This is a genomic window from Pseudomonas sp. GW822-FHT04C11 (assembly GCF_058800905.1).
This window is the reverse complement of the sequence record NZ_JBXAMS010000001.1, coordinates 407,521-434,370: the sequence shown is the minus strand read 5'-3', so window position 1 is coordinate 434,370 and position 26,850 is coordinate 407,521. Positions and strand designations below refer to the sequence as shown.

Sequence of the window (26,850 nt, the reverse complement as noted above, 5' to 3'; positions counted from 1 at the left end):
TCCTCACAAAAAGCCCGCTTTCACAAGACCACTGACGCTTGGATCTGCCGCTACAATGCCCGCTCTCGAAAGGAGCCTGAATGTCTACGTTGATTAACGACTGGCGCGATCGTGCGACCCATCGCCGCGTCTGGGCACTTGCCGCGCCGATGATTCTTTCGAACATTTCCGTGCCGCTGGTGGCGCTGGTCGACAGCACGGTGGTCGGCCACCTGCCCCACGCACATCAGCTCGGCGCGGTCGCGGTGGGCGCCAGCCTGTACACCTTTCTGGCCTGGGCCATGGGGTTTCTGCGCATGGGCTCGACCGGGTTTGCAGCGCAGGCAGCCGGGCGCGGTGACGGCGCGGCGCTGCGGCAGATCCTGCTGCAAGGCTTGCTATTGGCGATGGGGCTGGCGCTGCTGCTCGGGATGCTGGGCGTACCGCTCAGTGGCGTGGCGTTGCACTTCATGCAGCCCTCTGCCGAGCTCGATCAACTGACCCGCGAATTTTTCCACACCCGGTTGTTTGGCTTACCGGCGGCGCTGGCCAGTTATGCGCTGGTCGGCTGGTTCCTCGGCACCCAGAACGCCCGCGCACCGCTGGCGATTCTGCTGACCACCAACCTGGTGAACATCGCGCTGAACCTGTGGTTCGTCCTGGGTCTGCAATGGGGCGTTGTCGGGGCGGCCCGTGCTTCAGTGATCGCCGAATGGACCGGCGCCCTGCTCGGTCTGGCCATGACCCGTAACGCCCTGCGCGCCTACCCTGGGCATATCGCCTGGGCGGCACTGGCGCTGTGGCAGAGCTGGCGGCCGCTGCTGGCGGTCAACCGGGACATTTTCATTCGCAGTCTGGCGCTGCAATCGGTGTTCTTCATGGTGACCGTGCAAGGCGCACGACTCGGCGATGCGACGGTGGCGGCCAATGCATTATTGCTGAATGGTTTGCTGTTGACCGCCCATGCTCTGGATGGCCTGGCCCACGCAGTGGAGGCTCTGTGCGGCCATGCCATCGGTGCCCATGACCGTCAGGCTTTGCGTCGGTCCCTGGTGGTTGCCTGCGGCTGGTCATTGATTGCCAGTCTGGGTTTTGCGCTGCTGTTCTTCTGCGCCGGGCATTTGTTCATAGAGATGCAGACCAACATCCAGAGCGTGCGCGACACTGCGTTCGTCTACTTGCCGTACCTCGCCGCACTGCCACTGATCGCCGTCTGGAGCTACTTGCTCGACGGCCTGTTCATTGGCGCCACCCGTGCCCGGGAAATGCGCAACGGCATGCTGCTGACGGTGCTGCTGTTGCTGCCGTTTGCCTGGGCACTGCAAGGGTTCGGCAACCACGGACTGTGGCTGACCTTCCTGCTGTTCATGGTGCTGCGCAGCCTGATGCTTGGGGCATTCGCCTGGAACCTGCGCAAGAACGATGGCTGGTTCACCGTCTGAACATCGTGCTGCTCCAACTCTCGGCAGCTGCCACGAGTGCAGTTTTTCATCGTAATTTACGAATTCAGGAACGATGCCTCTGCCAGCGGTTGCGCAAGCTGTCGAGTCGCTCTTGCTGAGTGCGCCCCGGCAGGTGTGCTTCGGGTGTGGCTGACGGGTATTGCAAACGTAATCGCAGCCAGCCATCGAGCACTGCCTGCTCGCTGAAGCCGTGTTCGAGTCCTTCCTGCACAAAAGACCAGATCGTGCCAAAGTCGTGGCCCGTCGAGCGACTCCAGTACCACGCATGGCGCTCCAGCAGACAGGTTTGCAACTTGTTCTGCTGGCGAAGGCTGAGGCTGTCTTCGATGGCCAGTTCACTGACGGCCAATCGCGGATTGACCAAATGCAACCAACCCAGACTGCCGATCGCCCGGTCCTCCCAGGTTCCACCGTGCCAGTACAGTTTATCGATCGGCCCCAGCCAGCGGCTCAACTCGCGGGCATCACTGGCATCAAAAAAGTAACTGGCGATAAAGGGGTTGTAGTAGCTGAGCAAGCCTTTGTAATGAAGCCCGAACGTGACCGTGAGCATACGTCGAAGGTGCCCGAGCAATTGCTCCGGGGATGCAGAGCTGACCAGCAGCAACCCCGGCCAGTCCGCCGGCTCGTCGTGGCAACATTGCATCAGCGGCGATTGCGCCGACAGTTCGATCAACTGCGGCCCCTGGTCGCGCAACCCATGCAGGTCGGTGTTCTCGAACAACGCATAACACGGTACGTCGGCAAACCGTTGCTGCAGGCTCCACCCTGCCTGCGGCGAACCTGGTACATCCAGCAAAAGCCATTGAGCCGACTGGGCAGCGATCATGCCGCACCACTTTGGCCAAGCCCTGCCACTGTGCGGCAGGTGCAGATCGCTTGCCGGCAATGCATGAAACTCCCCCCGCCGGGTATCAAACACAGCAACACCAAGGGCTGACTGCCCTGAACCATTGCCAACAAGTCATGGCGATCATCGGGCGGCAATTCCTCCCGTGCCGGGAGCACCTCCCCGGCCATTGAAGGCGGGGAGGTTTCGACAGGCAACACGCCGTCGACATGCAACGGCGCCCCCCGAAATATGCCGGTGATCAATGGCTGGTCCGGGTCGCCCTCGATAAAGCTCACACAGACCTCAACCCCCGCCGTCAAACCGGCAACCGACTCTGCAGACAGCTGGGGCGAGACCGGCAGCCAACAATGGCTGGGCCGTGCACCCTCGCCCTGATAAAGCCAATCGAACTGCACGGCGATGCGTTGGGCCGCGTCGCTGCGAGGTTCGTCGACATTGACCACCCAGCCACGTTGCAGGCTGTTCATCCGAGGCTTCTCGCTTGGACGAAACGCTACGAACGGCGCCTCCCAGGGAATCGCATCAATGCGGTTGCGGTAGTACGGCAACTGCGCCTGACTGCCCGAATGCTCGACCCGGGTCAGCAACCACAGGTGATTCCAGTCAGCAAACGGATGGCCCGACAACGCCATCAGCATGCCGCTACGCAGGTTCGGCAGGTCCGTTTCGCCTGCTGCGACAGGTTTCGGCAATCCATCGTGATGCGCCCCTTCGGCATAAGCATGAACCGTGAAACGCCTGACTGCGGGTACCGTGCCTTGGCTATCAAAGGGTGTGCCGGCACCTGGAGACGAACTGCGCCGAGTGTCGGCAAAGATCAGGTAATGACCGTGCTTGCGGTGCTGAAAATGGTAGTGAATCCGCTCTTGCTCACACAGGCGCTGAAGAAACGCCAAGTCCGACTCACGGTACTGGGTGCAAAATTCCCGCACGGGGTAGTCGTTCCGGAGTTCGAATCGACAGTTTTTTTCGTCTATACCGTGTTCTTTCAGTACCTGCACCAGAATCTGCGGGACTGACAGGCCGCTGAAAATTCGCTGGTTGCAGCGTTGCGCCAGGCAGGCCAGCTTCGGCCCGAGGCACAGACGCCAGAGCGCCGGCACCGCGTCGTCATGAAGCGGGGCAAGGTCATGAATCTGTCCGTGGATACCGGTGCCCGCGCCTCCAAACCCCAGGTATGCCGAGCGAAACATCAGGCTCGCCATGTCCAGCCGCGGCTCATCGAACTGCAGATCCAGCTGGAAAGCAAAGGGTTGGCTGATGGACTCGCAGCCGGTAAAGGCGACAACGACAAAGGGTTGGGGCTGACCCGCTATCTCCAGACGAAATGACGGCTCGTTGACGGGATCGAACATCGGCGTTTCTCTACAGGAGGGACGGCCGGGGATTCTCGCTGAGAGACATGGCCGAGTAGAGTGCCGAAGTACAACTTAGGAAATGGCCTACGCGAAATGAAGACCACACAGCGTTGAAAGTGCGTGGGCACGGCAAATCGCTACAAAAATAAAGAAATGCCGTACCAGGTCCTCGGAAAACTCCGCACTATGCGGAGTATTTTCCGACAACCTGGTCACAGCGGTTCGCTACCTCAAGAAGACAGGTAAGACGAACGAGTCAGACCCAGGCGCAAGGCATCGAGGTACTGGGTGCGCTCGGTGGCACTGATTCGAGCGCTGGCCACTTTGTCGCGGTAGTGCGTCATCAGCTCTTCCGGCGACAAGTGCACGTAACGCAGCATGTCTTCGATGGTGTCGTGGGTTTCGATACCGGCGTGGTAAACGCTGCCGTCGGCATTCTGGTAGATGTTTACCGAGTCGGTGTCACCGAACAGGTTGTGCATGTCACCGAGAATTTCCTGGTAAGCGCCCACCAGGAAAATCCCCAGCAGGTAGTCTTCGCCATCATTGAGCCCGTGTACCGGCAGGCTGGTTTCGATGCTCTGCTCGTCGACGTATTGCTTGATCTTGCCGTCGGAGTCACAGGTCAGGTCTTGCAGCACGGCACGGCGCATCGGCTCTTCATCAAGACGGTGCAGCGGCAGGATCGGCAGGACCTGGCCGATCGCCCAGGTGTCCGGTAGGCTCTGGAATACCGAGAAGTTGCAGATGTATTTGTCGGCCAGCTTGTCGTTGAGTTCGTCGAGCACCTGACGGTGCGAGCGCTGACGGGCTTTCAACGAGTTGTGCAGGCGACGGCAGACAGCGAAGTAGCATTGCTCGGCCAGGGCTTTTTCGGCCAGGGTCAGCTTGCCATCGGCGTACTGGGTGGCCACGTCGCTCATGTAGTGAGTCGCGCGCCAGTAGGTTTCGGTGACCATCTCGATATCGGTCGGGCCGAGCAGGTCGACCAGCCATTGCACGGTTTCCGGCAGCTCTTCCTTGTTCTCGATCATCGGCACGTCGTCGTTGTGTTTCTCGACGTCGGTGACCTGCACCACCAGCATGGCGTGGTGAGCGGTCAGCGAACGACCACTCTCGGAGAAGATGTTCGGATGCGGCAGGCTCTGCGCGTCGCAGAATTCCTTGAGCATGCCGACCACGACACCGGCGTAATCGTCCATGTCGTAGTTGATCGAGCTGGCGTTGCGCGAGTGGGTACCGTCGTAGTCGACGCCCAGGCCACCCCCCACGTCGATGTGATCCACCGGCAGGCCAAGGTTGCGCAATTCGCCGTAGTAACGGATCGCTTCCTTGAAGCCGTGCTGGTAGTCCGCCAGGTTGGCGATCTGCGAGCCCATGTGGAAGTGCAGCAAACGAATGCCCTGATCCAGACCGGCCGCACGGAAGCGCTCGACTACCGACAGCAACTGGGCAGCAGACAGCCCGAACTTGGATTTTTCGCCGCCAGTGTCAGCCCATTTGCTCGATGCCAGGGACGACAGGCGAACCCGCAGGCCGACTTGAGGCTTGACCTTCAGCGAGGCGGCCTCTTCGATCACCAGGCCGACTTCGGATTCTTTCTCGATCACGATGAACACGTTGTGGCCCAGCTTCTGGCCCATCAGTGCCAGGCGGATGAACTCACGGTCCTTGTAACCGTTGCAGACGATGGTGCCGCCCTTTGGCGCCAGGGCCAGCACGGCCAGCAGTTCCGGCTTGGAACCGGCTTCCAGGCCGATGGAGACGTTCTGGGTGGCGATGATGTTCTCGATCACCGCTTCCTGCTGGTTAACCTTAATCGGGTACAGCGCGGTGTACTTGCTCTGGTATTCCAGACGCTCGATATTCGCGTCGAAGGCGCCGGTCAGCTGACGGACACGGTCCTGCAGGATGTCCGGGAAGCGCACCAGCAGTGGCAAGGACAGGCCGCTTTTGCGCAGCTGTGCGACTTGTTCGAACAGATCGATAGGTGCGCTGCTCGGGCCGTTCGGACGAACTTCTACGCGACCGGCGTCACTGATCGCGAAATACCCGGCCCCCCAATGGCGAATCCCGTAAACACTGCGGCTGTCCGCAACTGTCCATTGGCTGCCATCGTCTTTGCGTGTGCGTCGTACGGACATCGAAGTCCCCTATAAAGAAGTCAAAGAGCGCCACCCGGGTTGAGGGCTGACGCAGTCTAAAGTGAAAAAATGACGATTAGCCTGCAAGCGGGATAGACCACACTTGCAGCGCTGAGTTTAGAAACCGGTCAGAACAGGCTCTGTGAAAACCATGGAGACGACGTTCAACCTGAATCGATCAGGACTGCATCAAGTCGGGGTGGTTTTCACAGAGGCTGCTAGCCGCCGGATTTCTTCGCTTTGAAACCGTGTTTGATCAGCTCGGCCAAGAGTAGCTCGACATGATCACCCTGGATCTCGATGATCCCGTCCTTCAACGCACCACCGGTGCCGCAACGTTTCTTCAACGTCGTGGCAAGCTCCTTGAGCGCGTCTTCAGCCAGCGGCACGCCGCTGATCGTGGTCACCGTCTTGCCGCCCCGGCCCTTGCTTTCGCGGCGCACGCGCGCGATGCCGTCGCCGGCCGGGATAACGGTTTGTTTGCAGATGCAGGCTGCCACCGGCTGGCTACAGTCCGGGCAATGTCGACCTGCGTCGGTGGAAAATACCAGGCCACCAAGGGCGGCGAAGGATGCGGCTTTTTTGGCCACCGGCAATCCTCTTGGGAGGACAAAGACTGGTCGCAGCAACTTTGGCAAGTGCTATCGACCGCGAAGCCCCACTCAGGCAGGGGCAGCGCTATGGGCTAATTAGCCCTGGGGCAAAGCTTGATCGCGAAGGATGTCAACGATAACGCGTGCCGTCAGACAGTACGCGGAGCCATTACGTTCTTCGCGAGCAAGCTCTGCTCCTACAAAGGTCGCGCAGTGTAACGGCAAAAAGCGCACTTGCTAAGAGCCAATCGGCGCCATTTTATAGATCTTTTGCGACGCCCTTCAGAGCGTCACCCCCGCGCGCGCGCAGATAGCGCTTCAACGCCGCCAGAGAGTCCGGGCAGTAAGGCTTCTGCGTGATTTCCTGCATCACCTGTTCGATGGGAATAAAGCGGGCCTGAAGCACTTCTTCCAGCTGCAGGATCAATGGTCCGTCCCAGACTGCCGAAAACGCCGAACACCACAAGCGGTTGCCGGTGTCCTCAAAGAAAAAATGATCATGGGCGGTCAGCTCGACCCCGCTGACGCCCAACTCTTCTTCCAGTTCACGGGCCGCCGATTCGGCGTAGGTTTCGGTCGCCAATACCATGCCGCCCGCCGCCACATCCCAGAATCCCGGATAGATGGCTTTGCTGAACGTGCGCTGATGCACGCACAGTTCACCGGCCGAGTTGAACAGCATGATGTAAGTGCCGCGCCCGATCAGCCCGCGCTCGCGCAAGTCCGAGCGCACCAGCGAACCGAGCAGGTTGTCCTGCTCGTCGACCCAGGCGATCTGTTCGGCGTCCGAGGCCGCGCGGTGCGCAGCCTCATTCAGGTTATCTGCCATGACTCAGCCCTGATTGAGCAATTGACGCAAATCGATAACTGCCGCGTTGGCCCGCGAGATGTAGTTGGCCATGACCAGCGAGTGGTTGGCCAAAATCCCGAAACCGCTGCCGTTGAGGATCATCGGGCTCCAGACTGTTTCCTGGGAGGCCTCCAGCTCACGAATGATCTGGCGCACGCTGACCGTGGCGTTCTTCTTCGCCAACACATCGGCGAAGTCGACTTCAATGGCGCGCAGCAAATGCGACAGTGCCCAGGCCTGACCACGCGCTTCATAGAATACGTCGTCGATCTGCAGCCAAGGGGTTTCCACCCGCTCTTCATCCACCTGCGGCACCTGACCCGGTGCCAGGGTTTCGGTTTTCAGCGCGGTGTTCAGCTTGACCCGGCCAACACTGGCCGACAGCCGTTGCGACAGCGAACCCAAGCGGGTCGCGACATCACCCAGCCAGTTGTTCAGGTTGTCGGCACGCGCATAGAACTGCGCATTTTTTTGCGTTGGATCGGACAGGCGAGCCTGGTAGCGGCTCAGGGAGTTGATGCCTTCCTGGTACTCCGACTCGCTGGACGGCAGCATCCAGCTCTTGTTATCGAAGTTGAAACGCGGCTCGGCCTTGGCCAGATCGGCGTCTTCAGCCGATTGCGATTGCGAACGGGCAAAATCTTTACGCAAGGCGCGAGTCAGATCGCGTACCTGCACCAGTACCCCGTATTCCCAGTTCGGCATGTCGTCCAGCCACACGCCTGGTGGAAAACGGTCGTTGGAAATATAGCCACCCGGCTTGTGCAGCAAGGTACCGGCGACGGTCTTGAGGGTTTCGACCGTGGTGTAGCCGATGACCATCTGCTTGCCTTCCTTCTCGGCGGCCAGTTGTGCGTTCTGCTGAACCGGGAACAGCGCAGGTTCATGGCTCCAGTACCAGCCCACGGCGAGGACCACCAGCAAATACAGGCCGATCAAGGTGGCCAATGCGCGGCTGAACAGCAGGCCACCTAAATAGCTGCGGGTTGCCGACTTGGGTTCGGCGGCACGTTCAGGCGCGCTGCCTGTGCGGTTCTTCCAGTCCAGCATGGCGATATCCTTTCAATCACTTGAGTTCGTCGGTTCGACCACAACCCTACTCCATCGTGCTTTGTCGCGAGCAGATTAAATCTGCCCGGCAGACCGTGGATCGCACAGTGGCCGCGAATCGAGCAGCCACTATAAATGAAGCACAGCGTTGATCCTATGCGACCAGTCGGTCAGGAACTGAATAACGTCGCTTTACAGTTTATTGATGTACGACACTCATGGCATCGGAAAGAGGTGCTAGCATAGAGCCACCAGTCGACCTCAGCATGCACCCTAACTAGTAGTCAGGATATGACCGAGCCAGAAGACCCCAGCCGTGAGCGCCTCAAGCACCACTTTGCCCAGCGGGTAATTCATCAAGCACGTCAGATTCTTGAGATATGGCAGCGCCTGCAACGCTGTGAATGGTCAGGCGCCGACCTCGCAGAGCTGAGTGAAGCGAACCTGCGGCTGCTGCGTTTCGCCGAACGTTTCGAACAACCCGAACACACCCACCTGGCGCACAGCATCAGCCAGTCGCTTGCAGCCGTCGACGCCAATCGCGGACGCCTGAGCAGCGGGCTGATCACCGACCTCAATCGTCTGATGCAGCGCCTGTCGCGCACTGGCCTGCGGCATGGCGACCAGCTCGAACAAACCTTTTTACCGCCACTGCGCAAGCCGATCTACGTGATGCTGCAAGATCACGACCGCGCCGAGCGACTGGCCAAGCAACTCGAGTTTTTCGGTCTCAGCGCGCAATCGCTGGACAGCGTGGCGGCGTTTCGCTCCTCGATGGTCGAGCGGTTGCCGGCAGCGATTGTCATGGACGTCGACTTCAGCGGCCCCGGCATGGGCCTGCAATTGGCAGCCGAAGCTCAGGAAGGCCTGGAACAGAAACTGCCGCTGCTGTTTTTCAGCCTGCTGGAAACCGACACCCCGACCCGCCTCGCGGCCGTACGCGCCGGCGGCCAGGAGTTTCTGACCGGCACCCTCGAAGCGTCGAGCCTGCTGGAAAAGATCGAAGTGCTGACCTGCGTCGCCCAGTACGAACCTTATAAAGTGCTGATCATCGACGACTCCCGTGCCCAGGCCCTGCACACCGAGCGCCTGCTCAACAGCGCCGGGATCGTCACCCGGACCTTGATCGAGCCGATTCAGGCGATGGCCGAGCTGGCGGATTTCCAGCCGGACCTGATCATCCTCGACATGTACATGCCGGCCTGCACCGGCACCGAACTGGCCAAGGTGATCCGGCACAATGACCGTTACGTCAGCGTGCCGATCATCTACTTGTCGGCCGAAGACGACCTGGACAAGCAGCTCGACGCCATGAGCGAAGGCGGCGACGACTTCCTGACCAAGCCGATCAAGCCGCGTCACCTGATCACCACCGTACGCAACCGAGCAGCCCGGGCGCGCAACCTCAAGGCGCGGATGGTCCGTGACAGCCTGACCGGCCTCTATAACCACACCCATATTCTGCAATTGCTCGAAGACTGCAGCTTCCGCGCCCGCCGCGAGAACAAGCCATTGAGTTTTGCGATGCTCGACATTGACCATTTCAAGCGGGTCAACGACAGCCACGGCCACCCCATGGGCGACCGGGTGATCAAGAGCCTGGCACTGTTTCTCAAGCAACGCCTGCGCAAGACCGACTTCATCGGCCGGTATGGCGGTGAAGAGTTCGCCATCGTGATGCCCGACACCGATATCGAATCGGCCTATAAAGTGCTCGATGAAATCCGTCAGCGCTTTGCCGAGATCCACTACCCGGCCCAGCCGCAAGACCTCTGGTGCACCTTCAGTGCCGGCGTGGTGGACCTGCATGAAGAGTGCGACAGCCTGATGATGGCCAGCCAGGCAGACGAGGCGCTGTACCGCGCCAAGGACGCCGGACGCAATCGCGTTCAAGCGGCGCGGTCGTCGAATCAAAGTGCCACTTTTTCACCTGAATCCACTGATTCGGTCATAACCCTGTAACACAAACGCAATAACTTCAGGCACTTACCATTCGTCGTTGGTAGAACCGCGATGCGCCTGAAGTTGCTGACTAATCTCAATACCCTGCTTCTAGTCGCGGTGTGCCTCGCACTCGGCGCCACACTCTGGTGGTCGCAAAAAGCCCTGGAGCGTCCTTATCTGTTGATGGAGCGTTACCTGGGCCTGTCGCAGCACTTTCAAAATCAAGTGGCGCGTAACGTCGAGGATTACCTGGCCAGCGGCGATGCCTTGCGCCTGAGCAGCGCCAGCCAGGCCATCGAAACCCTGCAAAAAGAACTCGACGAACTGCCGGCCGGCTTGGCTGACAGCGTGCGGCCGAGCCTTGCCAGCCTCGATGACTTCAGCAAGACCGACCTGTTGGCCGCCGGCAAACTGGCGGGTGATCCGCAAGCCTTGCTGCTCCAGGCCGAGCGCGAACTGGGCGCCAGCCTGGAGCAACTCAGCCAATACGCCACCAGCGCCAATACGCCTGCCGCTGCCGCCTATCTTCCACCGCTGCTCGTTGCCTCGCAGCATGTCGGTAAACTCTCGCTGGCCCGAGACAAACTGGTCAGCAGTGGCCGCAGCGAACTGGCGGCCGATGTTGAGCGTGAAGTCAGCAGCATCCGCGCTCAGGCCGAGCTGATCGAAGCACTGCCGCTGCTTGGCGTGACCGCCAGCAAAGAATCGAATACCGACGATTTCTCGGCGATGATGGGCCTGGAGAACACTGAAAAAACCGCCGCCGAAGATGTCGGCACCGGCTTCAAACGCGAACTTGCCAGCCTGCTCGGTCGCTATCCCGCCGAACTCACCCGGACCCGCGAACAGATTCAGAAACGCGCCGACCTCAGCGCCGCTACCCACCTGAAAATTGCCGCCGTGCAGCAGGCCATCGCCGGGCTGGAACCGACCGTGCGCGCGCAGCATGGGCAAATCCAGGGTGAAGTGCGGCTCATGCAGGGCGTAATGATCGGCCTGATCCTGCTAATCGCGCTGCTCATCGACACCTTGCAACGACGCCTCGCCCGTGTGCTGACCAATCTGGCGCCAGCGCTGTCGACCTGGGCTGAAGGCGACTTCAGTCGGGACATCCAGCTCGGCGCAACCAACCGTGAACTGCACGATATTCAAGAATCGCTGAATCGCCTGCGCGCTTATCTGGTGGATCTGGTCGGGACAATCCGGCTGAACGCCGAACAGGTTGCCGGCAGCAGCCGGGTATTGGCCGAACTGAGCAGCGACTTGCACAGCGGTGCCGAACATCAGGCCGGCGACACTGCGCTGATCCGCGACTCGCTTGGTGAGCTGGAAGCGACCATTCAGCAAGTCGCCGGCGATGCCAGCCAGGCTGCCGACGCCAGCCGTCACGCCGGTCTGGCGGTCGAGCACGGGCAAAAGGTCATTGGCTTGAGCCTGACCGGACTGCACGCGCTGGTCGGCGAAGTCCAGGGCAACGCACAAATGATCGAGCATCTGGCCGAAGAGTCGGCCACCATCGGCGGCGTACTGACGGTGATTCGCTCGATTGCCGATCAGACCAACCTCCTCGCCCTGAACGCGGCGATTGAAGCCGCCCGCGCCGGGGAAATGGGCCGCGGTTTTGCGGTGGTCGCCGAGGAGGTTCGCTCGCTGGCGCAACGCACCGCCGGCGCTACCGCAGAAATCCAGACGTTAATTGCCGGCCTGCAACAGGCCGCAAGACAATCGGTAGAAGGCATGCGTGCCCAGGTCGAGCACGCAGAAGCCACCGCCAGCCAGGCACAAGCCGCTGACGGCGCACTGGATAAAATCGTCGGGGCGATCCAGACCATTGCCGACACCGCGGTGCGCATCGCCGATGTAACGGCGCAACAAAGTGGCGCCGTCAGTGAAATCCGCGATCACAGCGAGCGAATTCATCAGTTGGGTGGGGATAACCTGGTGCGTATCGGTGAAGGCCGCAGTCAGGGCGAGAACCTGCTGGTGCTGGGTGGGCAATTGCATACCGCCGTTCAGGCCTTCCGCGTCTGACACCAACTCTGAGCGACGCTGATCTCTGTGGCGAGGGAGCTTGCTCCCGCTGGGTTGCGCAGCAACCCTGAAACCTGCCACTCGGTTGTTTCAGGCATACCTTGCTCTATGGCTTTGCGACTGCTGCGCCCGAGCGCGGACCGGCCGGCGGGAGCAAGCTCCCTCGCCACAATGAATCATCGAAACCCCTGACTCGGCAGTCATCGGCTCCGTCCGCTATCATGCTCCCACTTTCGATACGCGAGATTGTCATGCGCCGTCTGCTCTGCCTGATGCTGTTAGTGCTGGTCCTGCCGGTGAATGCCGCCGGCCTCTTGGACAGTCGCCCCAGTTCGACCCTGGGCTCGATCAATAACAGCGCCGACTTCCTGCCCGTGCGCGAAGCCTTTCAACTGAGCCTGGTGGAAAGCACACCGCAATCGATCAAGCTGCGCTTCGTCGCTACCGAGGGTTACTACCTCTACCGGCATCGCTTCCAGTTTCACAGCGAGCCCGCCGACATTGGCCTGGGCGCTGCGCAACTGCCTTCAGGCGAAAAAAAGCACGACGAATACTTCGGCGATGTCGAGGTCTACCACGGCATTCTCGACGTCGACCTGCCACGCAGCAGCGCCGATCAGCGGGCTTTCACGTTGGCCGTCACCTACCAGGGCTGCGCCGATAAAGGCCTGTGTTATCCACCGGAAACCGAACGCCTGAAAATCGACGGTGCAGCCATTACCCCTCCAGCCAGTGCCGCAGGCTGGAGCTGGCGCGAACTGGCGCTGTTCTTCCTGGCGGGCCTTGGCCTGACGTTTACCCCTTGTGTGCTACCGATGCTGCCGATTCTCTCCGGTGTGGTGTTGCGCGGTCAGGTCGGCGGACTGCGCGGTTTTAATCTGTCGCTGGCCTACGTCTTGCCAATGGCCGCCTGTTTCGCCGTGCTCGGCGCGCTGATGGGGCTGTTCGGCGCCCAACTCAACCTTCAGGCACGCCTGCAATCGGCGTGGGTGTTGGCGCCGTTTGCCTTGTTCTTCGCGGTGTTTGCCTTAGCGATGTTCGGGGTGTTCGAACTGAAACTACCCCACGCGATCAGCAGCCGCCTGGACCGCATTGCCGGCCGCACCGAAGGGGGATCGCTGTGGGGCGCGGCCGTGCTCGGCGTGGTGTCGAGCCTGTTGGTCTCGCCGTGTGTATCTGCACCGTTGGCCGGAGCACTGCTGTATATAAGCGCCAGCGGCGATGCGCTGGGCGGCGCGCTGAAGCTGTTCGTTCTGGGCCTGGGGATGGGCGCGCCATTGTTGCTGGTCGCCACTGGCGGCGCGGCCTGGCTGCCGAAAAGCGGCCCATGGCTGATCTACGTGAAAAATGCGATTGGCGTGTTGTTGCTGGGGTTGGCAATCGGTTTGCTGAGCCGGGTATTGCCGGGGCCCATCACCTTGCTACTGATCGGTCTGCTGGCGGTCGGGGTCGGCTTGTTTCTCGGGGCGCTGGAGCTTGGCTATAAACCGCCGCGAAAACGCCTCGGTCAATTGCTCGGGATACTCCTGGTGTTTTATGGGTTGGCGTGTTGGTACGGCGCCTTCAGCGGCCAGGCCGATCCGCTCAATCCGATCAGCCAGCCAAAAGTCATCAATGTTCCTGGCAGCGCTCAAGCGCAAAACCCGAGTGAATGGCAAACCATCAGCACCCCGGCGGAACTCGATCGCGTGCTCGCTGAAGCAAAATCCACCAACACCCCGCTGCTGCTCGACTGGTACGCCGACTGGTGCATCAGCTGCAAAGTCATCGAGCACGAGGTGCTTAACGACAGCAACGTCGTTGAACGCCTTAAAGGTTATCGACTGGTTCGCTTCGACATCACCGCCAGCAACGCTGAACAACGCGCCTTGCTCGATCGTTACAAGCTGTTCGGACCACCGGCGCTGATGTTTTTCGGCAAGGATGGCAAGGAACGTGGCGATGTGCGGGTGATTGGCGAGATCAACGCCAGGGGCTTCGCCGAACGTGTCGCTAAAGCGAATGACCAGATTTAATCAGTTGGTCACATAAATCGCGCAATCATCGGTCATTGTGCTGCCTATTGCAGAGAACTGGACAGTCACAAACGCTTTGCGGCATAGTCGCCGGGTTCTGATAACTGCACACAGATAACAAGGAACAGCCGATGGCGACCCTACTGGTTTTGCACGGACCCAACCTGAACCTGCTCGGCACCCGCGAACCGGGCGTCTACGGGGCTGTGACCCTGGCCGAGATCAATCAGGACCTGGAACAACGCGCGCGCAATGCCGGCCACCATTTGCTCTACCTGCAAAGCAACGCCGAGTATGAATTGATCGACCGCATTCACGCCGCTCGCGGCGAGGGTGTGGACTTCATTTTGATCAATCCAGCAGCTTTTACGCATACAAGTGTCGCATTACGTGACGCGCTGCTGGCGGTGAGCATCCCATTCATCGAAGTGCATTTGTCTAACGTGCACAAACGCGAACCTTTCCGCCATCACTCTTACTTCTCCGACGTTGCGGTGGGAGTGATCTGCGGCCTTGGCGCCAGCGGTTATCGACTGGCCCTGGAGGCCGCACTAGAACAGCTTGAAAGACAGGCAACGGCTTGAACAACAAGCGTTAAACGCCCCTGACCGACCCTTGGGAGTTGATGATTCATGGATATCCGTAAAGTTAAGAAACTGATCGAACTGCTGGAAGAGTCCGGCATCGACGAGCTCGAGATCAAGGAAGGCGAAGAGTCCGTACGTATCAGCCGCCACAGCAAAACCCCGGCTCAGCAGTACTACGCTCCTGCGCCAATGCACGCTCCGGCTCCGGCACCTGTCGCTGCTGCCGCGCCTGCTGCTGCCGCTGCACCAGCTGCTCCCGCTGCGCCAGCGCTGAACGGCAACGTTGCCCGTTCGCCAATGGTGGGCACGTTCTATCGCAAATCTTCGCCGTCCTCGCCGTCCTTCGTTGAAGTTGGCCAGAGCGTGAAGAAAGGCGACACCCTGTGCATCGTCGAAGCCATGAAGATGATGAACCACATCGAAGCTGAAAGCAGCGGTGTGATCGAATCCATCCTCGTCGAAGACGGCCAGCCGGTTGAGTACGACCAACCGCTGTTCACCATCGTTTGAACCGCGGAGAGCCAACGATGTTGAAACCTGCGAAGTTGGAAAAAGTTCTGATCGCCAACCGCGGTGAAATCGCCCTGCGGATCCTGCGTGCCTGCAAAGAGATGGGCATCAAGACCGTCGCCGTTTACTCCAAGGCCGACAAGGAGCTGATGCACCTGGGCCTGGCAGACGAATCGGTGTGCATCGGTCCGGCATCGGCCGCGCACTCTTACCTGCACATCCCGGCGATCATCGCCGCTGCTGAAGTGACCGGCGCCACCGCCATTCACCCAGGCTACGGTTTCCTCGCGGAAAACGCCGACTTTGCCGAACAGGTAGAAAACTCCGGCTTCGCCTTCATCGGCCCGAAAGCTGAAACCATCCGCCTGATGGGCGACAAGGTTTCGGCCAAGCACGCCATGATCGCTGCCGGCGTACCAACCGTTCCAGGTTCCGACGGCCCGCTGCCGGAAGACGAAGAAACCGCTCTGCGCATTGGTCGCGAAGTCGGTTACCCGGTGATCATCAAAGCCGCTGGCGGCGGTGGTGGTCGCGGCATGCGCGTTGTGCACAAAGAAGAAGACCTGATCTCCTCGGCAAAACTGACCCGCTCCGAAGCTGGCGCGGCGTTCGGCAACCCGATGGTCTATCTGGAAAAATTCCTGACCAACCCACGTCACGTGGAAGTTCAGGTACTTTCCGATGGCCAGGGCCACGCTATCCATCTGGGTGACCGCGATTGCTCGCTGCAACGTCGTCACCAGAAGGTTCTCGAAGAAGCACCGGCACCGGGCATCGACGAGAAGGCTCGCCAGGAAGTCTTCGCTCGCTGCGTCAAGGCGTGCATCGACATCGGTTACCGTGGCGCCGGGACTTTCGAGTTCCTGTACGAGAACGGCAGCTTCTACTTCATCGAGATGAACACTCGTGTCCAGGTAGAGCACCCGGTTTCGGAAATGGTCACCGGCATCGACATCGTCAAGGAGATGCTCAGCATCGCCGCCGGCAACCCACTGTCGTTCACCCAGGATGACGTGGTCATCCGCGGTCACGCGCTGGAATGCCGGATCAACGCCGAAGACCCGAAAACCTTCATGCCAAGCCCAGGCACGGTCAAGCATTTCCATGCCCCGGGCGGCAACGGTGTGCGGGTTGATTCGCACCTGTACAGCGGCTACGCCGTTCCGCCGAACTACGATTCGTTGATCGGCAAACTGATCACTTACGGGGCAACCCGTGAAGAAGCCATGGCGCGCATGCGCAATGCGCTGGACGAAATCGTGGTCGACGGGATCAAGACCAACATCCCGCTGCACCGCGACCTGACCCGCGATGAAGGCTTCTGCAAAGGTGGAGTCAACATCCACTACCTGGAACACAAGCTGGCTGCACAACACTAAAGCTTGATCCAGACCAACAAAGCCGCTTTCGAGCGGCTTTGTTGTATCCGGGATTACTGAATGCAGAACCCTTGTGGCGAGGGAGCTTGCTCCCGCTCGGTTGCGAAGCAGCCGCAAACCATCCAACAGTTGTGTCCCAGGTAAAACCGAGGCGCCCATTTTTGGACCGCTTCGCGCTCCAGCGGGAGCAAGCTCCCTCGCCACAGGTATATCCCTGGCAAGCCGGTCGTCTTCTGCGCCGCTCTCGCGTAAACTTACGCGCTTCTCGCAGCCCGCCAGGCTGCACATTACATTTTTCAAAGGTGCCCGCCATGCCTTGGCTGCAAGTCCGTCTCGCCATCAGCCCAGAACAAGCCGAAACCTACGAAGACGCCTTCCTTGAAGTCGGCGCCGTCTCGGTGACCTTCATGGACGCCGAAGATCAGCCGATCTTCGAGCCGGAACTGAACACCACCCCACTGTGGTCGCACACCCATCTGCTGGCCCTGTTCGAAGGTGGCACCGAAGCCGCCAACGTGCTGGCTCACCTTGAGCTGCTGACCGGCAGCCCGCTGCCCGAGCATCACAGCGAAGTCATTGAAGACCAGGACTGGGAGCGCAGCTGGATGGACAACTTCCAGCCAATGCGCTTCGGCCAGCGCCTGTGGATCGTCCCGAGCTGGCACGCTGCGCCTGAGCCTGATGCGGTCAACCTGCTGCTCGATCCGGGCCTGGCGTTCGGCACCGGGACCCACCCGACCACCGCCTTGTGCCTGGAATGGCTCGACGGCCAGGACCTGAAGGACTGCCACGTACTGGACTTCGGCTGCGGCTCGGGGATCCTCGCGATCGCTGCCCTGCTGCTGGGCGCCAAGGAAGCCGTCGGCACCGACATCGACGTGCAGGCACTGGAAGCCTCCCGCGACAACGCCGGGCGCAACAACATCGACCCAGCGCTGTTCCCGCTGTACCTGCCTCAAGATTTGCCGCAAGTGCAGGCCGACGTACTGGTCGCCAACATTCTCGCCGGACCACTGGTTTCCCTGGCCCCGCAACTTTCCAGCCTGGTCAAGCCCGGCGGTCGCCTGGCACTGTCGGGCATCCTCGCCGAGCAAGGCGCGGAAGTCGCAGAGGCTTATGCCAAGGACTTTGAGCTGGACCCGATTGCCAATCGCGATGGCTGGGTGCGCATCACCGGCCGTCGGCGCTAAAATGAGCGCCTGCATACTCCGGATAGCCGCATGACCGATAGCTTCGTCACCCAGTGCCCGCATTGCCAGACCAGTTTCCGCGTCAGCCACGCCCAATTGAGCGTCGCCCGCGGAGTGGTTCGCTGCGGCTCTTGCCTGCAAGTGTTCAATGCTGCACGGCAGTTGCTCGAGCAACGCATGGGCAAGGAAGCTATCGCCCTCACGACCCCGCCACCGGTTGAGCCGCCCACGCAACGGGCCATCAGCCAGAAGCAGTGGACAGCCGCCGAACTGGATCTGGACAGCCTCGACCTTGACGAAGAACTCGCCAAGCTCGAACAACGGGAAATCCAGCCGACCAAAGAGTTCGGCCATCATGAGCGCAAGCACAAGGAAGACTCGCTGAGCGCCCGCCGGGATACGCCCGAAGGTGAAGAGCCTTGGTCCGACAGCCTGTTCAGCGATTCCGCCGCCGAACGCGCGCTGGCCAGCGAACACACGCACACACCAACCGAGAACCATCGATCGGCGGACATCGCCGACGAGCCGGAAAAACCCTCGCGCACCGAACCCTCGCTGTCGCTCGAACTGGTCGACCTGGACGATGAGCCGGAGGCACCGCAGCTGCGTCTGGACCAGCCATTCGAAACGCCAGAGCCCGCAGCGAAACACGAACGCCTGTCCGCGACCGATGACGACCTCGACGACGCCCCCCCTGAAGCCGAGCCCGTACGCAAGAAGCGCACGCGCAACGAACCAGCCATGCATGACGAGGTGCTGCAGGACCTGATCGACGACCCGCTGCAACTCGACTGGCAAAAACGCCGCTCACCCTGGGGTCGCCGGCTCTTTTGGAGCCTGATGGTCCTGCTGGGCGCAGCAGCCCTTGCCGGCCAGTACATCGCCTATCACTTCGACGAACTGGCCCGTCAGGATCAATACCGCCCCTGGTTCCAGCAACTGTGCCCGCAGATTGGCTGCAGCGTGCCGTCCAAAGTCGACATCGCGAAAATCAAAAGCAGCAATCTGGTGGTGCGTAGCCACCCGGACTTCAACGGCGCGCTGATAGTCGACGCGATCATCTACAACCGCGCGTCGTTCTCGCAGCCGTTCCCATTGCTGGAACTGCGCTTTGCCGACCTCAATGGCCATCTGATCGCCAGCCGCCGCTTCAAACCGGGCGAGTACCTCAATGGCGACCTCGCGGACCTCGCAGAAATGCCACCGCAAACACCGATCCATATTGCCCTGGACATCCTCGATCCCGGCCCAAAAGCCGTGAACTACAGCCTGAGCTTCCACTCGCCCGAGTGAATCGCTTCACTCGGCGCCGAGTCTCGCGCCGTTGACGGCAATTTTCCGACTCCCGGCGCCTCGAACCAAACTGATGGCAATAACAGAATAACTGTTCAGATTTTATCCAATTCAGCCTTTATCCAGTCATCGAGAGCGGGTATCATGCCAACCCTTTTTCGAACTCTCATGATCCGACCCCACAACAGGGAAGTCCTATGTCGGCGGTACGCATCGGCCCATATACATTGCACAACGGCTTGATTCTCGCCCCGATGGCGGGAGTCACCGACCAGCCCTTTCGTCAGCTGTGCAAACGACTGGGCGCAGGGCTTGTAGTCTCGGAAATGGTCACCAGCGACATGAGTTTGTGGAACACCCGCAAATCGCGTCTGCGTATGGTCCACGAAGGCGATCCCGAGCCACGCTCGGTACAGATCGCCGGTGGCGATGCACAGATGCTGGCGGAGGCAGCACGCGCCAACGTCGAGTTGGGCGCCCAGATTATTGATATCAACATGGGATGTCCGGCCAAGAAGGTCTGCAACAAGGCCGCCGGCTCCGCGTTACTGAAAGATGAAGAGTTGGTGACCGAGATCCTGCACGCCGTCGTGGCGGCGGTTGATGTGCCGGTCACGCTGAAGATCCGTACGGGCTGGGACCGTGCGAACAAGAATGGTCTGACGGTGGCGAAGATCGCCGAACAGGCAGGCATTACGGCACTGGCGGTGCATGGCCGGACCCGTGCCGATCTGTACACCGGTGAAGCCGAGTACGACACCATTGCCGCGATCAAGCAGGCGGTGTCGATTCCGGTCTTCGCCAATGGCGATATCGACTCGCCCGAGAAGGCCCGGCACGTGCTTGACGCGACCGGTGCCGATGGCCTGCTGATAGGCCGGGCTGCCCAGGGGCGGCCATGGATTTTTCGTGAGATCGAGCATTATCTGCGTACCGGCGAAAAACTCCCGGCACCGGAATTGATCGAGGTGGAACGTATTCTGCTTGAGCATCTGGCCGCGCTCCATGCTTTCTATGGAGATGTCATGGGCGTACGCATCGCCCGCAAGCATGTCGGCTGGTATCTCGCAACCCTGCCGGGCGCCAGGGAGTTTCGCGCCCACTTCAATCGTTTGGATGGTACGGAAACACAATGCGCCAACGTTCGGGAGTTTTTCGCCGAGCGCTACAAGAGCCTGACAGGGGACGGAGAAGGGGTGGCCGCATGACGATGATGACCGAGACTTTAGTGAGTGGAACAGCACCCGTGAGCGACAACGTAAATTTGAAACAGCACCTCAATACACCGAGCGAAGAAGGCCAGACCCTTCGCGGGAGTGTCGAGAAGGCGCTGCACAATTATTTCGCCCACCTTGAAGGCGCTGCCGTCACGGATGTGTACAACCTGGTGCTCTCCGAAGTCGAGGCTCCCCTGCTCGAAAGCGTGATGAACTACGTCAAGGGCAATCAGACCAAGGCCAGTGAGCTGCTGGGACTGAACCGCGGCACCTTGCGCAAGAAACTCAAGCAGTACGATTTGCTGTAAGCATTCAATCAAACCAGAAAGGCGCCCGCGTAAAACCGGTCGCCTTTTTTGCTGACTTCCTTTGCTTTTGATGGAAATTGAGATGACCGACCAGACCACCCGCCTGCCGATCCGCCGCGCCTTGATCAGCGTTTCCGACAAGACCGGGATCCTCGAATTCGCCAAGGAACTCGAAGCCCTCGGCGTCGAGATCCTCTCCACCGGCGGGACGTTCAAGCTGCTGCAGGACAATGGCGTAGCCGCTGTGGAAGTCGCGGATTACACCGGTTTCGCAGAAATGATGGACGGTCGGGTGAAAACCCTGCACCCGAAAATCCACGGCGGGATCCTCGGTCGTCGCGGTATCGACGACGCGATCATGAACGAGCACGGCATCAAGCCGATCGATCTGGTCGCCGTTAACCTCTACCCGTTCGAAGCCACCATCAACAAGCCAGGTTGCGACCTGCCGACCGCCATCGAGAACATCGATATCGGCGGCCCGACCATGGTCCGCTCCGCGGCCAAGAACCACAAAGACGTGGCTATTGTGGTGAACGCCAGCGATTACGCCAGCGTGCTGGAAAACCTCAAGGCCGGTGGCCTGACCTACGCTCAGCGTTTCGACCTGATGCTCAAGGCCTTCGAACACACCGCGGCCTATGACGGCATGATCGCCAACTACATGGGCACCGTGAACCAGGCTGCTGAAACCCTCACCACCGAAGGTCGCAGCGAGTTCCCGCGCACCTTCAACAGCCAGTTCATCAAGGCTCAGGAAATGCGCTATGGCGAGAACCCGCACCAGAGCGCGGCGTTCTACGTTGAAGCCAAGCCCGCCGAAGTCGGCATCGCTACCGCGACCCAACTGCAAGGCAAAGAACTGTCGTACAACAACGTGGCCGACACCGACGCTGCGCTGGAATGCGTGAAGAGCTTCGTCAAACCGGCCTGCGTGATCGTCAAGCACGCCAACCCGTGCGGCGTTGCCGTGAGCCCGGACGCTGAAGGCGGTATCCGCCAGGCGTACGAACTGGCTTACGCCACCGACACCGAATCGGCTTTCGGCGGCATCATCGCGTTCAACCGCGAACTGGACGCTGAAACTGCCAAGGCCATCGTCGAGCGTCAGTTCGTCGAAGTGATCATCGCCCCGTCGGTCAGCGATGAAGCCCGCGCCATCGTTGCCGCCAAGGCCAACGTTCGCTTGCTGGCCTGCGGCCAATGGTCGGCGGATCGTGCCCCGGCCTGGGACTACAAGCGCGTCAATGGCGGTTTGCTGGTACAGAGCCGCGACATCGGCATGATCGGCAGCGAAGACCTGAAGGTTGTGACCAAGCGCGCACCGACCGAGCAAGAGATCAACGACCTGATCTTCGCCTGGAAAGTCGCCAAGTACGTCAAATCCAATGCCATCGTCTACGCCAAGAACCGTCAGACCATCGGTGTCGGCGCTGGCCAGATGAGCCGAGTGAACTCTGCGCGTATCGCTGCCATCAAAGCTGAACATGCTGGCTTGCAAGTGCAGGGCGCGGTCATGGCCTCGGACGCGTTCTTCCCGTTCCGCGACGGCATCGACAACGCCGCCAAGGTTGGCATCACCGCCGTGATTCAACCAGGCGGCTCGATGCGTGACAACGAAGTGATTGCTGCCGCAGACGAGGCCGGCATCGCCATGGTATTCACCGGCATGCGCCACTTCCGTCACTAATACGACAACGGTCGCACTGACGCCGGCATCTGCTGCGTTGGAGCCCACATCGATGATGCTCATTGCCTAGAGGCAACTCCGCTCATCAAGGTGGGCTCCGCCTGCATCTACCGACGTCATTGCAACCTCCTACGGCGTGAAGCGCCTTAGGTTCCAAAACAGAATTAGCGTCATCCGAGGTTTTTGAAATGAATGTTTTGATCATTGGCAGCGGTGGCCGTGAACACGCCCTGGCCTGGAAAGTCGCTCAGGATCCGCGCGTACAGAAAGTCTTCGTTGCCCCGGGCAACGCCGGCACTGCCATTGAAGCCAAGTGCGAGAACGTCGCTATCGACGTGCTGGCCCTTGAGCAACTGGCTGACTTTGCCGAGAAAAACGTCTCCCTGACCATCGTCGGTCCGGAAGTCCCGCTGGTCGCAGGCGTAGTCGATCTGTTCCGCAAACGCGGCCTGGACTGCTTCGGCCCAACCGCTGGCGCCGCCCAGCTGGAAGGTTCCAAGGCATTCACCAAGGACTTCCTGGCTCGCCACAAGATCCCGACGGCCGACTACCAGAATTTCACCGAGATCGAGCCTGCCCTGGCTTATCTGCGTGAAAAAGGTGCGCCAATCGTGATCAAGGCCGACGGCCTGGCAGCCGGTAAAGGCGTGATCGTCGCCATGACCCTGAGCGAAGCCGAAGACGCCGTACGCGACATGCTCGCCGGCAACGCTTTTGGCGACGCCGGTTCGCGCGTGGTCATCGAAGAGTTCCTCGATGGCGAAGAAGCCAGCTTCATCGTCATGGTCGACGGCAAGAACGTGCTGCCGATGGCCACCAGCCAGGACCACAAACGTGTTGGCGACGCCGACACCGGCCCGAACACGGGCGGCATGGGTGCCTACTCCCCTGCCCCGGTGGTCACCAGCGAAGTTCACCAGCGCGTCATGGACCTGGTGATCTGGCCAACCGTGCGTGGCATGGCCGAAGAAGGCAACGTCTACACCGGCTTCCTCTATGCTGGTCTGATGATCGACAAAGCCGGCAACCCGAAAGTCATCGAGTTCAACTGCCGTTTCGGCGACCCCGAGACCCAACCGGTAATGCTGCGCCTGCAGTCGAGCCTGGTATTGCTGGTCGAAGCGGCGCTGGCACAGGCACTGGACAAGGTCGAAGCTCAGTGGGATCCACGTCCAAGCGTCGGTATCGTACTGGCTGCTGGCGGCTACCCGGGCGATTACGCCAAGGGCGCCGTGATCGAAGGCCTGGATGCCGCCGCTGCGCTGGAAGGTAAAGTCTTCCACGCCGGTACCGCACTCAAGGACGGCAATGTTGTGACGGCCGGTGGTCGGGTACTTTGCGCCACCGCCATGGGCGCAAGCGTCGATGCCGCCCAGCAGCAGGCCTACAAGCTGGCCGCCAAAATCAACTGGGAAGGCTGTTTCTACCGCAAGGACATTGGCTACCGCGCCATTGCCCGTGAGCGTGGCGAAAATCAGGAATAAGCTATCCATTCGGCTAGGCAGGGGCCTATGGCCCTTGCCGTACTATTCCGGCGCCGCGCATAGTTATAATCTGGAATCAACCTACGAAGGGATTTCGCCGTGCGCTGGCTCAGGATTGCCATAGGCTTCACCGTCACTCTGCTGACCCTGCTCTGCATGCTCCCGGCGCAGGCCGCGCAAGGCAGTGGCTGGGCGGTATTGCTCGACGAACAGGCAGACCTGCAACTGAGCGATATCCGCTCGGCTCGCTACACCAACCAATTCAGCCCGATTGAACTCGACCAGATCACCGCCGCCGAACCCAGTGGCGCGTTGTGGCTGCGTTTCAAGCTCAGTCCCGGCAAACACGAACAACTGCTGCGCATCTTCGCCCCCGATTTGTCGCACCTGAACCTCTACGTTCTGGATGGCGACACGCTGGTCGAGCAATTGACCAGCGGCAACGAGCAACCGCAGAGCGAGCGACCACTCCCCAGCAGCGACTTCATGTTGCCGCTTCCACAAAGCGACAAACCCCTCGACGTCTATCTGCGACTGGTTTCCGAACACGAGTTGCGCCCCTATATCACCCTGCAATCTGCAGTGATGGTGGCGGCGAACCAGAACCAGACGCTGATCTATGGCCTGTTTTTTGGCTGCATCGCGATGCTGATCCTGTACAACCTCACGCGCTACGGCTATAGCCGCTCGCGCAGCAGCGTCTGGCTGGCAGCGTGCGAGGGACTGTTACTGCTCAGCCTGGTGCTGTTGTTGAACCTGGCTGGCCCATGGCTTCCCGACTGGCATGCCGTGCAAACACCCGGCGCCTACCTGGCGCTACTGCTGACAGCCCCTTGCGGCCTGATGTTCGCCTACCGCTTCTTTGCCCCGCTGGGCCCGCATCCTCTAAACAAATTGCTGCTGGGGGACATCCTGTTCATTGTCCTGTGCAGCCTGCTGTTGCTGTTCGTCGACACCCTGCCGCTGAACATCATCACCTATGCGCTGGTGGCCCTGGCGGGCCTGAGCATGCTCTTTGTCAGCGCCTATCACTGGCAAAAGGGTTATCGGCCGGCACGCCTGTTCGTGGCTGCGATGGTGGTGTTCAACGTCGGCACGCTGATCATTCTGCCGGCGCTGCTGGGGCTGACCCTGGTTGCACCGCAAGGCCTGATCATGACCTTGATGGCCTTCATCTGCATCTGCGGCGTGCTGATGAGCATCGCCTTGAGCGAACGCCAGCGCAGCATCACCGAAGACCGCTTCAGCGTCAGCCGTGACCTGGCAGCAAGTAATGCCGAGATCAATGCCAAAGCCGAATTCCTGGCAAAGATCAGCCACGAAATCCGCACCCCGATGAATGGCGTGCTGGGCATGACCGAACTTCTGTTGGGCACCCCGCTGTCGGTCAAACAACGCGACTACGTACAAACCATCCATAGCGCCGGCAATGAACTGCTGACGTTAATCAACGAAATCCTCGACATCTCCAAGCTCGAGTCCGGACAAATCGAACTCGACGATGTGCAGTTCGACCTCAACGCACTGATCGAAGACTGCCTGAGCATCTTCCGCGCCAAGGCCGAACAACAGAACGTCGAGCTGATCAGCTTCATCCAGCCACAGGTCCCTCGCGTGATCAGCGGCGACCCGACGCGTCTGCGCCAGACACTGCTGAGCCTGCTGGAAAACGCCCTGAAGAAAACCGACGAAGGCGAAATCCTGATCGTCGTTGCCCTCGACGAACGCAGCCACAAACCGCGCCTGCGCATTGCCGTGCAAGACAGCGGGCAACCCATGGATGCCGAAGAACGAGAAGCCCTGCTGCATGCCGAACTGCACAGCAAGAACTTCCTTTCCGCCACCCGCCTGGGCGGTAACCTGGGGCTGGTAATCGCCCGCCAATTGATTCTGCTGATGCACGGCGAATTCGGCATCAAGAGCGGCAGCAATCAGGGCAGCACACTGTGGCTGACCTTGCCGCTGGACCCCGAGCGCCTCGAACACCCGACCTCCGATCTCGATGGCCCGCTGCAAGGCGCACGGGTGCTGGTGGTGGACGACAATGACACCTGCCGAAAAGTCCTGGTGCAGCAATGCAGCGCCTGGGGGCTGAACGTCAGCGCCGTACCTTCCGGCAAGGAAGCCCTCGCCCTGCTGCGCACCAAGGCGCACCTGCGTGACTACTTCGACGTGGTCCTGCTCGACCAGAACATGCCCGGCATGACCGGCATGCAACTGGCGGCGAAGATCAAGGAAGACCCGAGCCTGAATCACGACATTCTGCTGATCATGCTCACCGGCATCAGCAACGCGCCGAGCAAGGTCATTGCACGCAATGCCGGGATCAAACGCATCCTCGCCAAGCCCGTGGCCGGCTACACCCTCAAGACCACGCTGGCGGACGAACTGAGCCAACGCAGCAAAGGCCTGGCGGTCTCGCAGCAACTGCCGAGCGGCGCGTCTGCGGCGGTCAAGGTGCCGAGCGATTTCCGCATTCTGGTGGCCGAAGACAACAGCATTTCAACCAAAGTGATTCGCGGCATGCTCGGCAAGCTCAACCTTCAGCCGGACACCGCCTGCAATGGTGAAGAAGCCTTGAAGGCGATGAAGGCCCAGCGCTACGACCTGGTGTTGATGGACTGCGAAATGCCAATCCTCGATGGCTTCTCCGCCACCCAGCAATTGCGTGCCTGGGAGGTCGGCAACCAGCGAACTCGCACACCGGTAGTAGCACTTACCGCACACATCCTGGCCGAACACAAAGAACGCGCACGCCAGGCCGGCATGGATGGCCATATGGCCAAGCCCGTCGAGCTTTCACAACTGCGCGAACTGATCGAGCATTGGGTCGCGCAGCGCGATCAGCAGAATCAGGCAACGGCTCAAACGTCCTGAGCCGACAGACCCCGCAGCGCCTGATAGACTCCTCC

General features: G+C 60.5%; 20 protein-coding genes. 14 read left to right on the top strand and 6 right to left on the bottom strand.

Features of this window, described 5'->3' with window-relative positions; genetic code table 11:
* Positions 1–80 precede the first annotated feature (80 nt).
* Positions 81–1,421 (top strand): MATE family efflux transporter, encoded by a 1,341-nt coding sequence (locus AC1RJ3_RS01920; protein ID WP_493077183.1) that lies wholly within the window; start codon positions 81–83, stop codon positions 1,419–1,421.
* 64 nt (positions 1,422–1,485) lie between these two features.
* On the opposite strand, the gene AC1RJ3_RS01915 is transcribed toward AC1RJ3_RS01920, so the two are convergent.
* From AC1RJ3_RS01915 to AC1RJ3_RS01890, 6 genes are all read right to left on the bottom strand, one after another.
* Positions 1,486–2,271 carry a DUF4123 domain-containing protein gene (locus AC1RJ3_RS01915; RefSeq protein WP_493077181.1) on the bottom strand — a complete coding sequence of 262 codons (786 nt, stop codon included), beginning with the start codon at positions 2,269–2,271 and terminating at the stop codon, positions 1,486–1,488.
* On the bottom strand, positions 2,268–3,650 hold the full coding sequence (locus tag AC1RJ3_RS01910; RefSeq protein ID WP_493077179.1) for a contractile injection system protein, VgrG/Pvc8 family: 1,383 nt from the start codon (positions 3,648–3,650) through the stop codon (positions 2,268–2,270). Before AC1RJ3_RS01910 ends, AC1RJ3_RS01915 begins: the two co-directional genes overlap by 4 nt.
* Positions 3,651–3,883: 233 nt before the next feature.
* Positions 3,884–5,797 (bottom strand): arginine decarboxylase, encoded by a 1,914-nt coding sequence (gene speA, locus AC1RJ3_RS01905; RefSeq protein ID WP_054595447.1) that lies wholly within the window; start codon positions 5,795–5,797, stop codon positions 3,884–3,886.
* Between the two features lie 218 nt (positions 5,798–6,015).
* On the bottom strand, positions 6,016–6,387 hold the full coding sequence (locus tag AC1RJ3_RS01900; RefSeq protein ID WP_054595446.1) for a translation initiation factor Sui1: 372 nt from the start codon (positions 6,385–6,387) through the stop codon (positions 6,016–6,018).
* A 262-nt stretch (positions 6,388–6,649) separates the two neighbouring features.
* Positions 6,650–7,219, bottom strand: coding sequence for an NUDIX hydrolase (locus AC1RJ3_RS01895; protein ID WP_493077176.1), 570 nt, complete (start codon positions 7,217–7,219; stop codon positions 6,650–6,652).
* Between the two features lie 3 nt (positions 7,220–7,222).
* The gene (locus AC1RJ3_RS01890) at positions 7,223–8,290 is read right to left on the bottom strand and encodes a DUF2333 family protein (protein ID WP_103316950.1); all 1,068 of its coding nucleotides are present in this window, start codon (positions 8,288–8,290) and stop codon (positions 7,223–7,225) included.
* Positions 8,291–8,581: 291 nt separating this feature from the next.
* Between AC1RJ3_RS01890 and gcbA the strand changes: the two genes are divergently transcribed.
* The 13 genes from gcbA to AC1RJ3_RS01825 all read left to right on the top strand — a co-directional run bounded on the left by gcbA (position 8,582) and on the right by AC1RJ3_RS01825 (position 26,815).
* Positions 8,582–10,252 carry a diguanylate cyclase GcbA gene (gene gcbA / locus AC1RJ3_RS01885; protein WP_054595443.1) on the top strand — a complete coding sequence of 557 codons (1,671 nt, stop codon included), beginning with the start codon at positions 8,582–8,584 and terminating at the stop codon, positions 10,250–10,252.
* 51 nt (positions 10,253–10,303) lie between these two features.
* Positions 10,304–12,265 carry a methyl-accepting chemotaxis protein gene (locus AC1RJ3_RS01880; RefSeq protein WP_493077173.1) on the top strand — a complete coding sequence of 654 codons (1,962 nt, stop codon included), beginning with the start codon at positions 10,304–10,306 and terminating at the stop codon, positions 12,263–12,265.
* A gap of 251 nt (positions 12,266–12,516) precedes the next feature.
* Entirely contained in the window at positions 12,517–14,280 is a 1,764-nt protein-coding gene (locus tag AC1RJ3_RS01875) for a protein-disulfide reductase DsbD (protein ID WP_493077171.1), read from the top strand.
* Positions 14,281–14,411: 131 nt separating this feature from the next.
* A complete protein-coding gene (gene aroQ, locus AC1RJ3_RS01870) occupies positions 14,412–14,864 on the top strand; it encodes a type II 3-dehydroquinate dehydratase (protein WP_019693755.1) in 453 nt (150 codons plus the stop codon).
* A gap of 48 nt (positions 14,865–14,912) precedes the next feature.
* A complete protein-coding gene (gene accB, locus AC1RJ3_RS01865; protein WP_103316957.1) occupies positions 14,913–15,377 on the top strand; it encodes an acetyl-CoA carboxylase biotin carboxyl carrier protein in 465 nt (154 codons plus the stop codon).
* 17 nt (positions 15,378–15,394) lie between these two features.
* Entirely contained in the window at positions 15,395–16,756 is a 1,362-nt protein-coding gene (accC, locus tag AC1RJ3_RS01860; RefSeq protein ID WP_019693757.1) for an acetyl-CoA carboxylase biotin carboxylase subunit, read from the top strand.
* A 311-nt stretch (positions 16,757–17,067) separates the two neighbouring features.
* Positions 17,068–17,946 carry a 50S ribosomal protein L11 methyltransferase gene (gene prmA / locus AC1RJ3_RS01855; RefSeq protein WP_489111331.1) on the top strand — a complete coding sequence of 293 codons (879 nt, stop codon included), beginning with the start codon at positions 17,068–17,070 and terminating at the stop codon, positions 17,944–17,946.
* Between the two features lie 30 nt (positions 17,947–17,976).
* Complete coding sequence (locus tag AC1RJ3_RS01850; protein WP_493077168.1) at positions 17,977–19,239, top strand: DUF3426 domain-containing protein; 1,263 nt, start codon at positions 17,977–17,979, stop codon at positions 19,237–19,239.
* Between the two features lie 197 nt (positions 19,240–19,436).
* On the top strand, positions 19,437–20,447 hold the full coding sequence (dusB, locus tag AC1RJ3_RS01845; protein WP_054595437.1) for a tRNA dihydrouridine synthase DusB: 1,011 nt from the start codon (positions 19,437–19,439) through the stop codon (positions 20,445–20,447).
* Complete coding sequence (gene fis, locus AC1RJ3_RS01840; RefSeq protein ID WP_007921650.1) at positions 20,444–20,764, top strand: DNA-binding transcriptional regulator Fis; 321 nt, start codon at positions 20,444–20,446, stop codon at positions 20,762–20,764. The genes dusB and fis overlap by 4 nt, the downstream gene beginning before the upstream one ends.
* 82 nt (positions 20,765–20,846) lie before the next feature.
* On the top strand, positions 20,847–22,454 hold the full coding sequence (purH, locus tag AC1RJ3_RS01835) for a bifunctional phosphoribosylaminoimidazolecarboxamide formyltransferase/IMP cyclohydrolase (protein WP_493077165.1): 1,608 nt from the start codon (positions 20,847–20,849) through the stop codon (positions 22,452–22,454).
* A 188-nt stretch (positions 22,455–22,642) separates the two neighbouring features.
* Positions 22,643–23,938, top strand: a complete 1,296-nt coding sequence (gene purD / locus AC1RJ3_RS01830) for a phosphoribosylamine--glycine ligase (protein ID WP_493077163.1) — start codon at positions 22,643–22,645, stop codon at positions 23,936–23,938.
* 99 nt (positions 23,939–24,037) lie between these two features.
* Positions 24,038–26,815 carry a hybrid sensor histidine kinase/response regulator gene (locus AC1RJ3_RS01825; protein WP_493077161.1) on the top strand — a complete coding sequence of 926 codons (2,778 nt, stop codon included), beginning with the start codon at positions 24,038–24,040 and terminating at the stop codon, positions 26,813–26,815.
* Positions 26,816–26,850 lie beyond the last annotated feature (35 nt).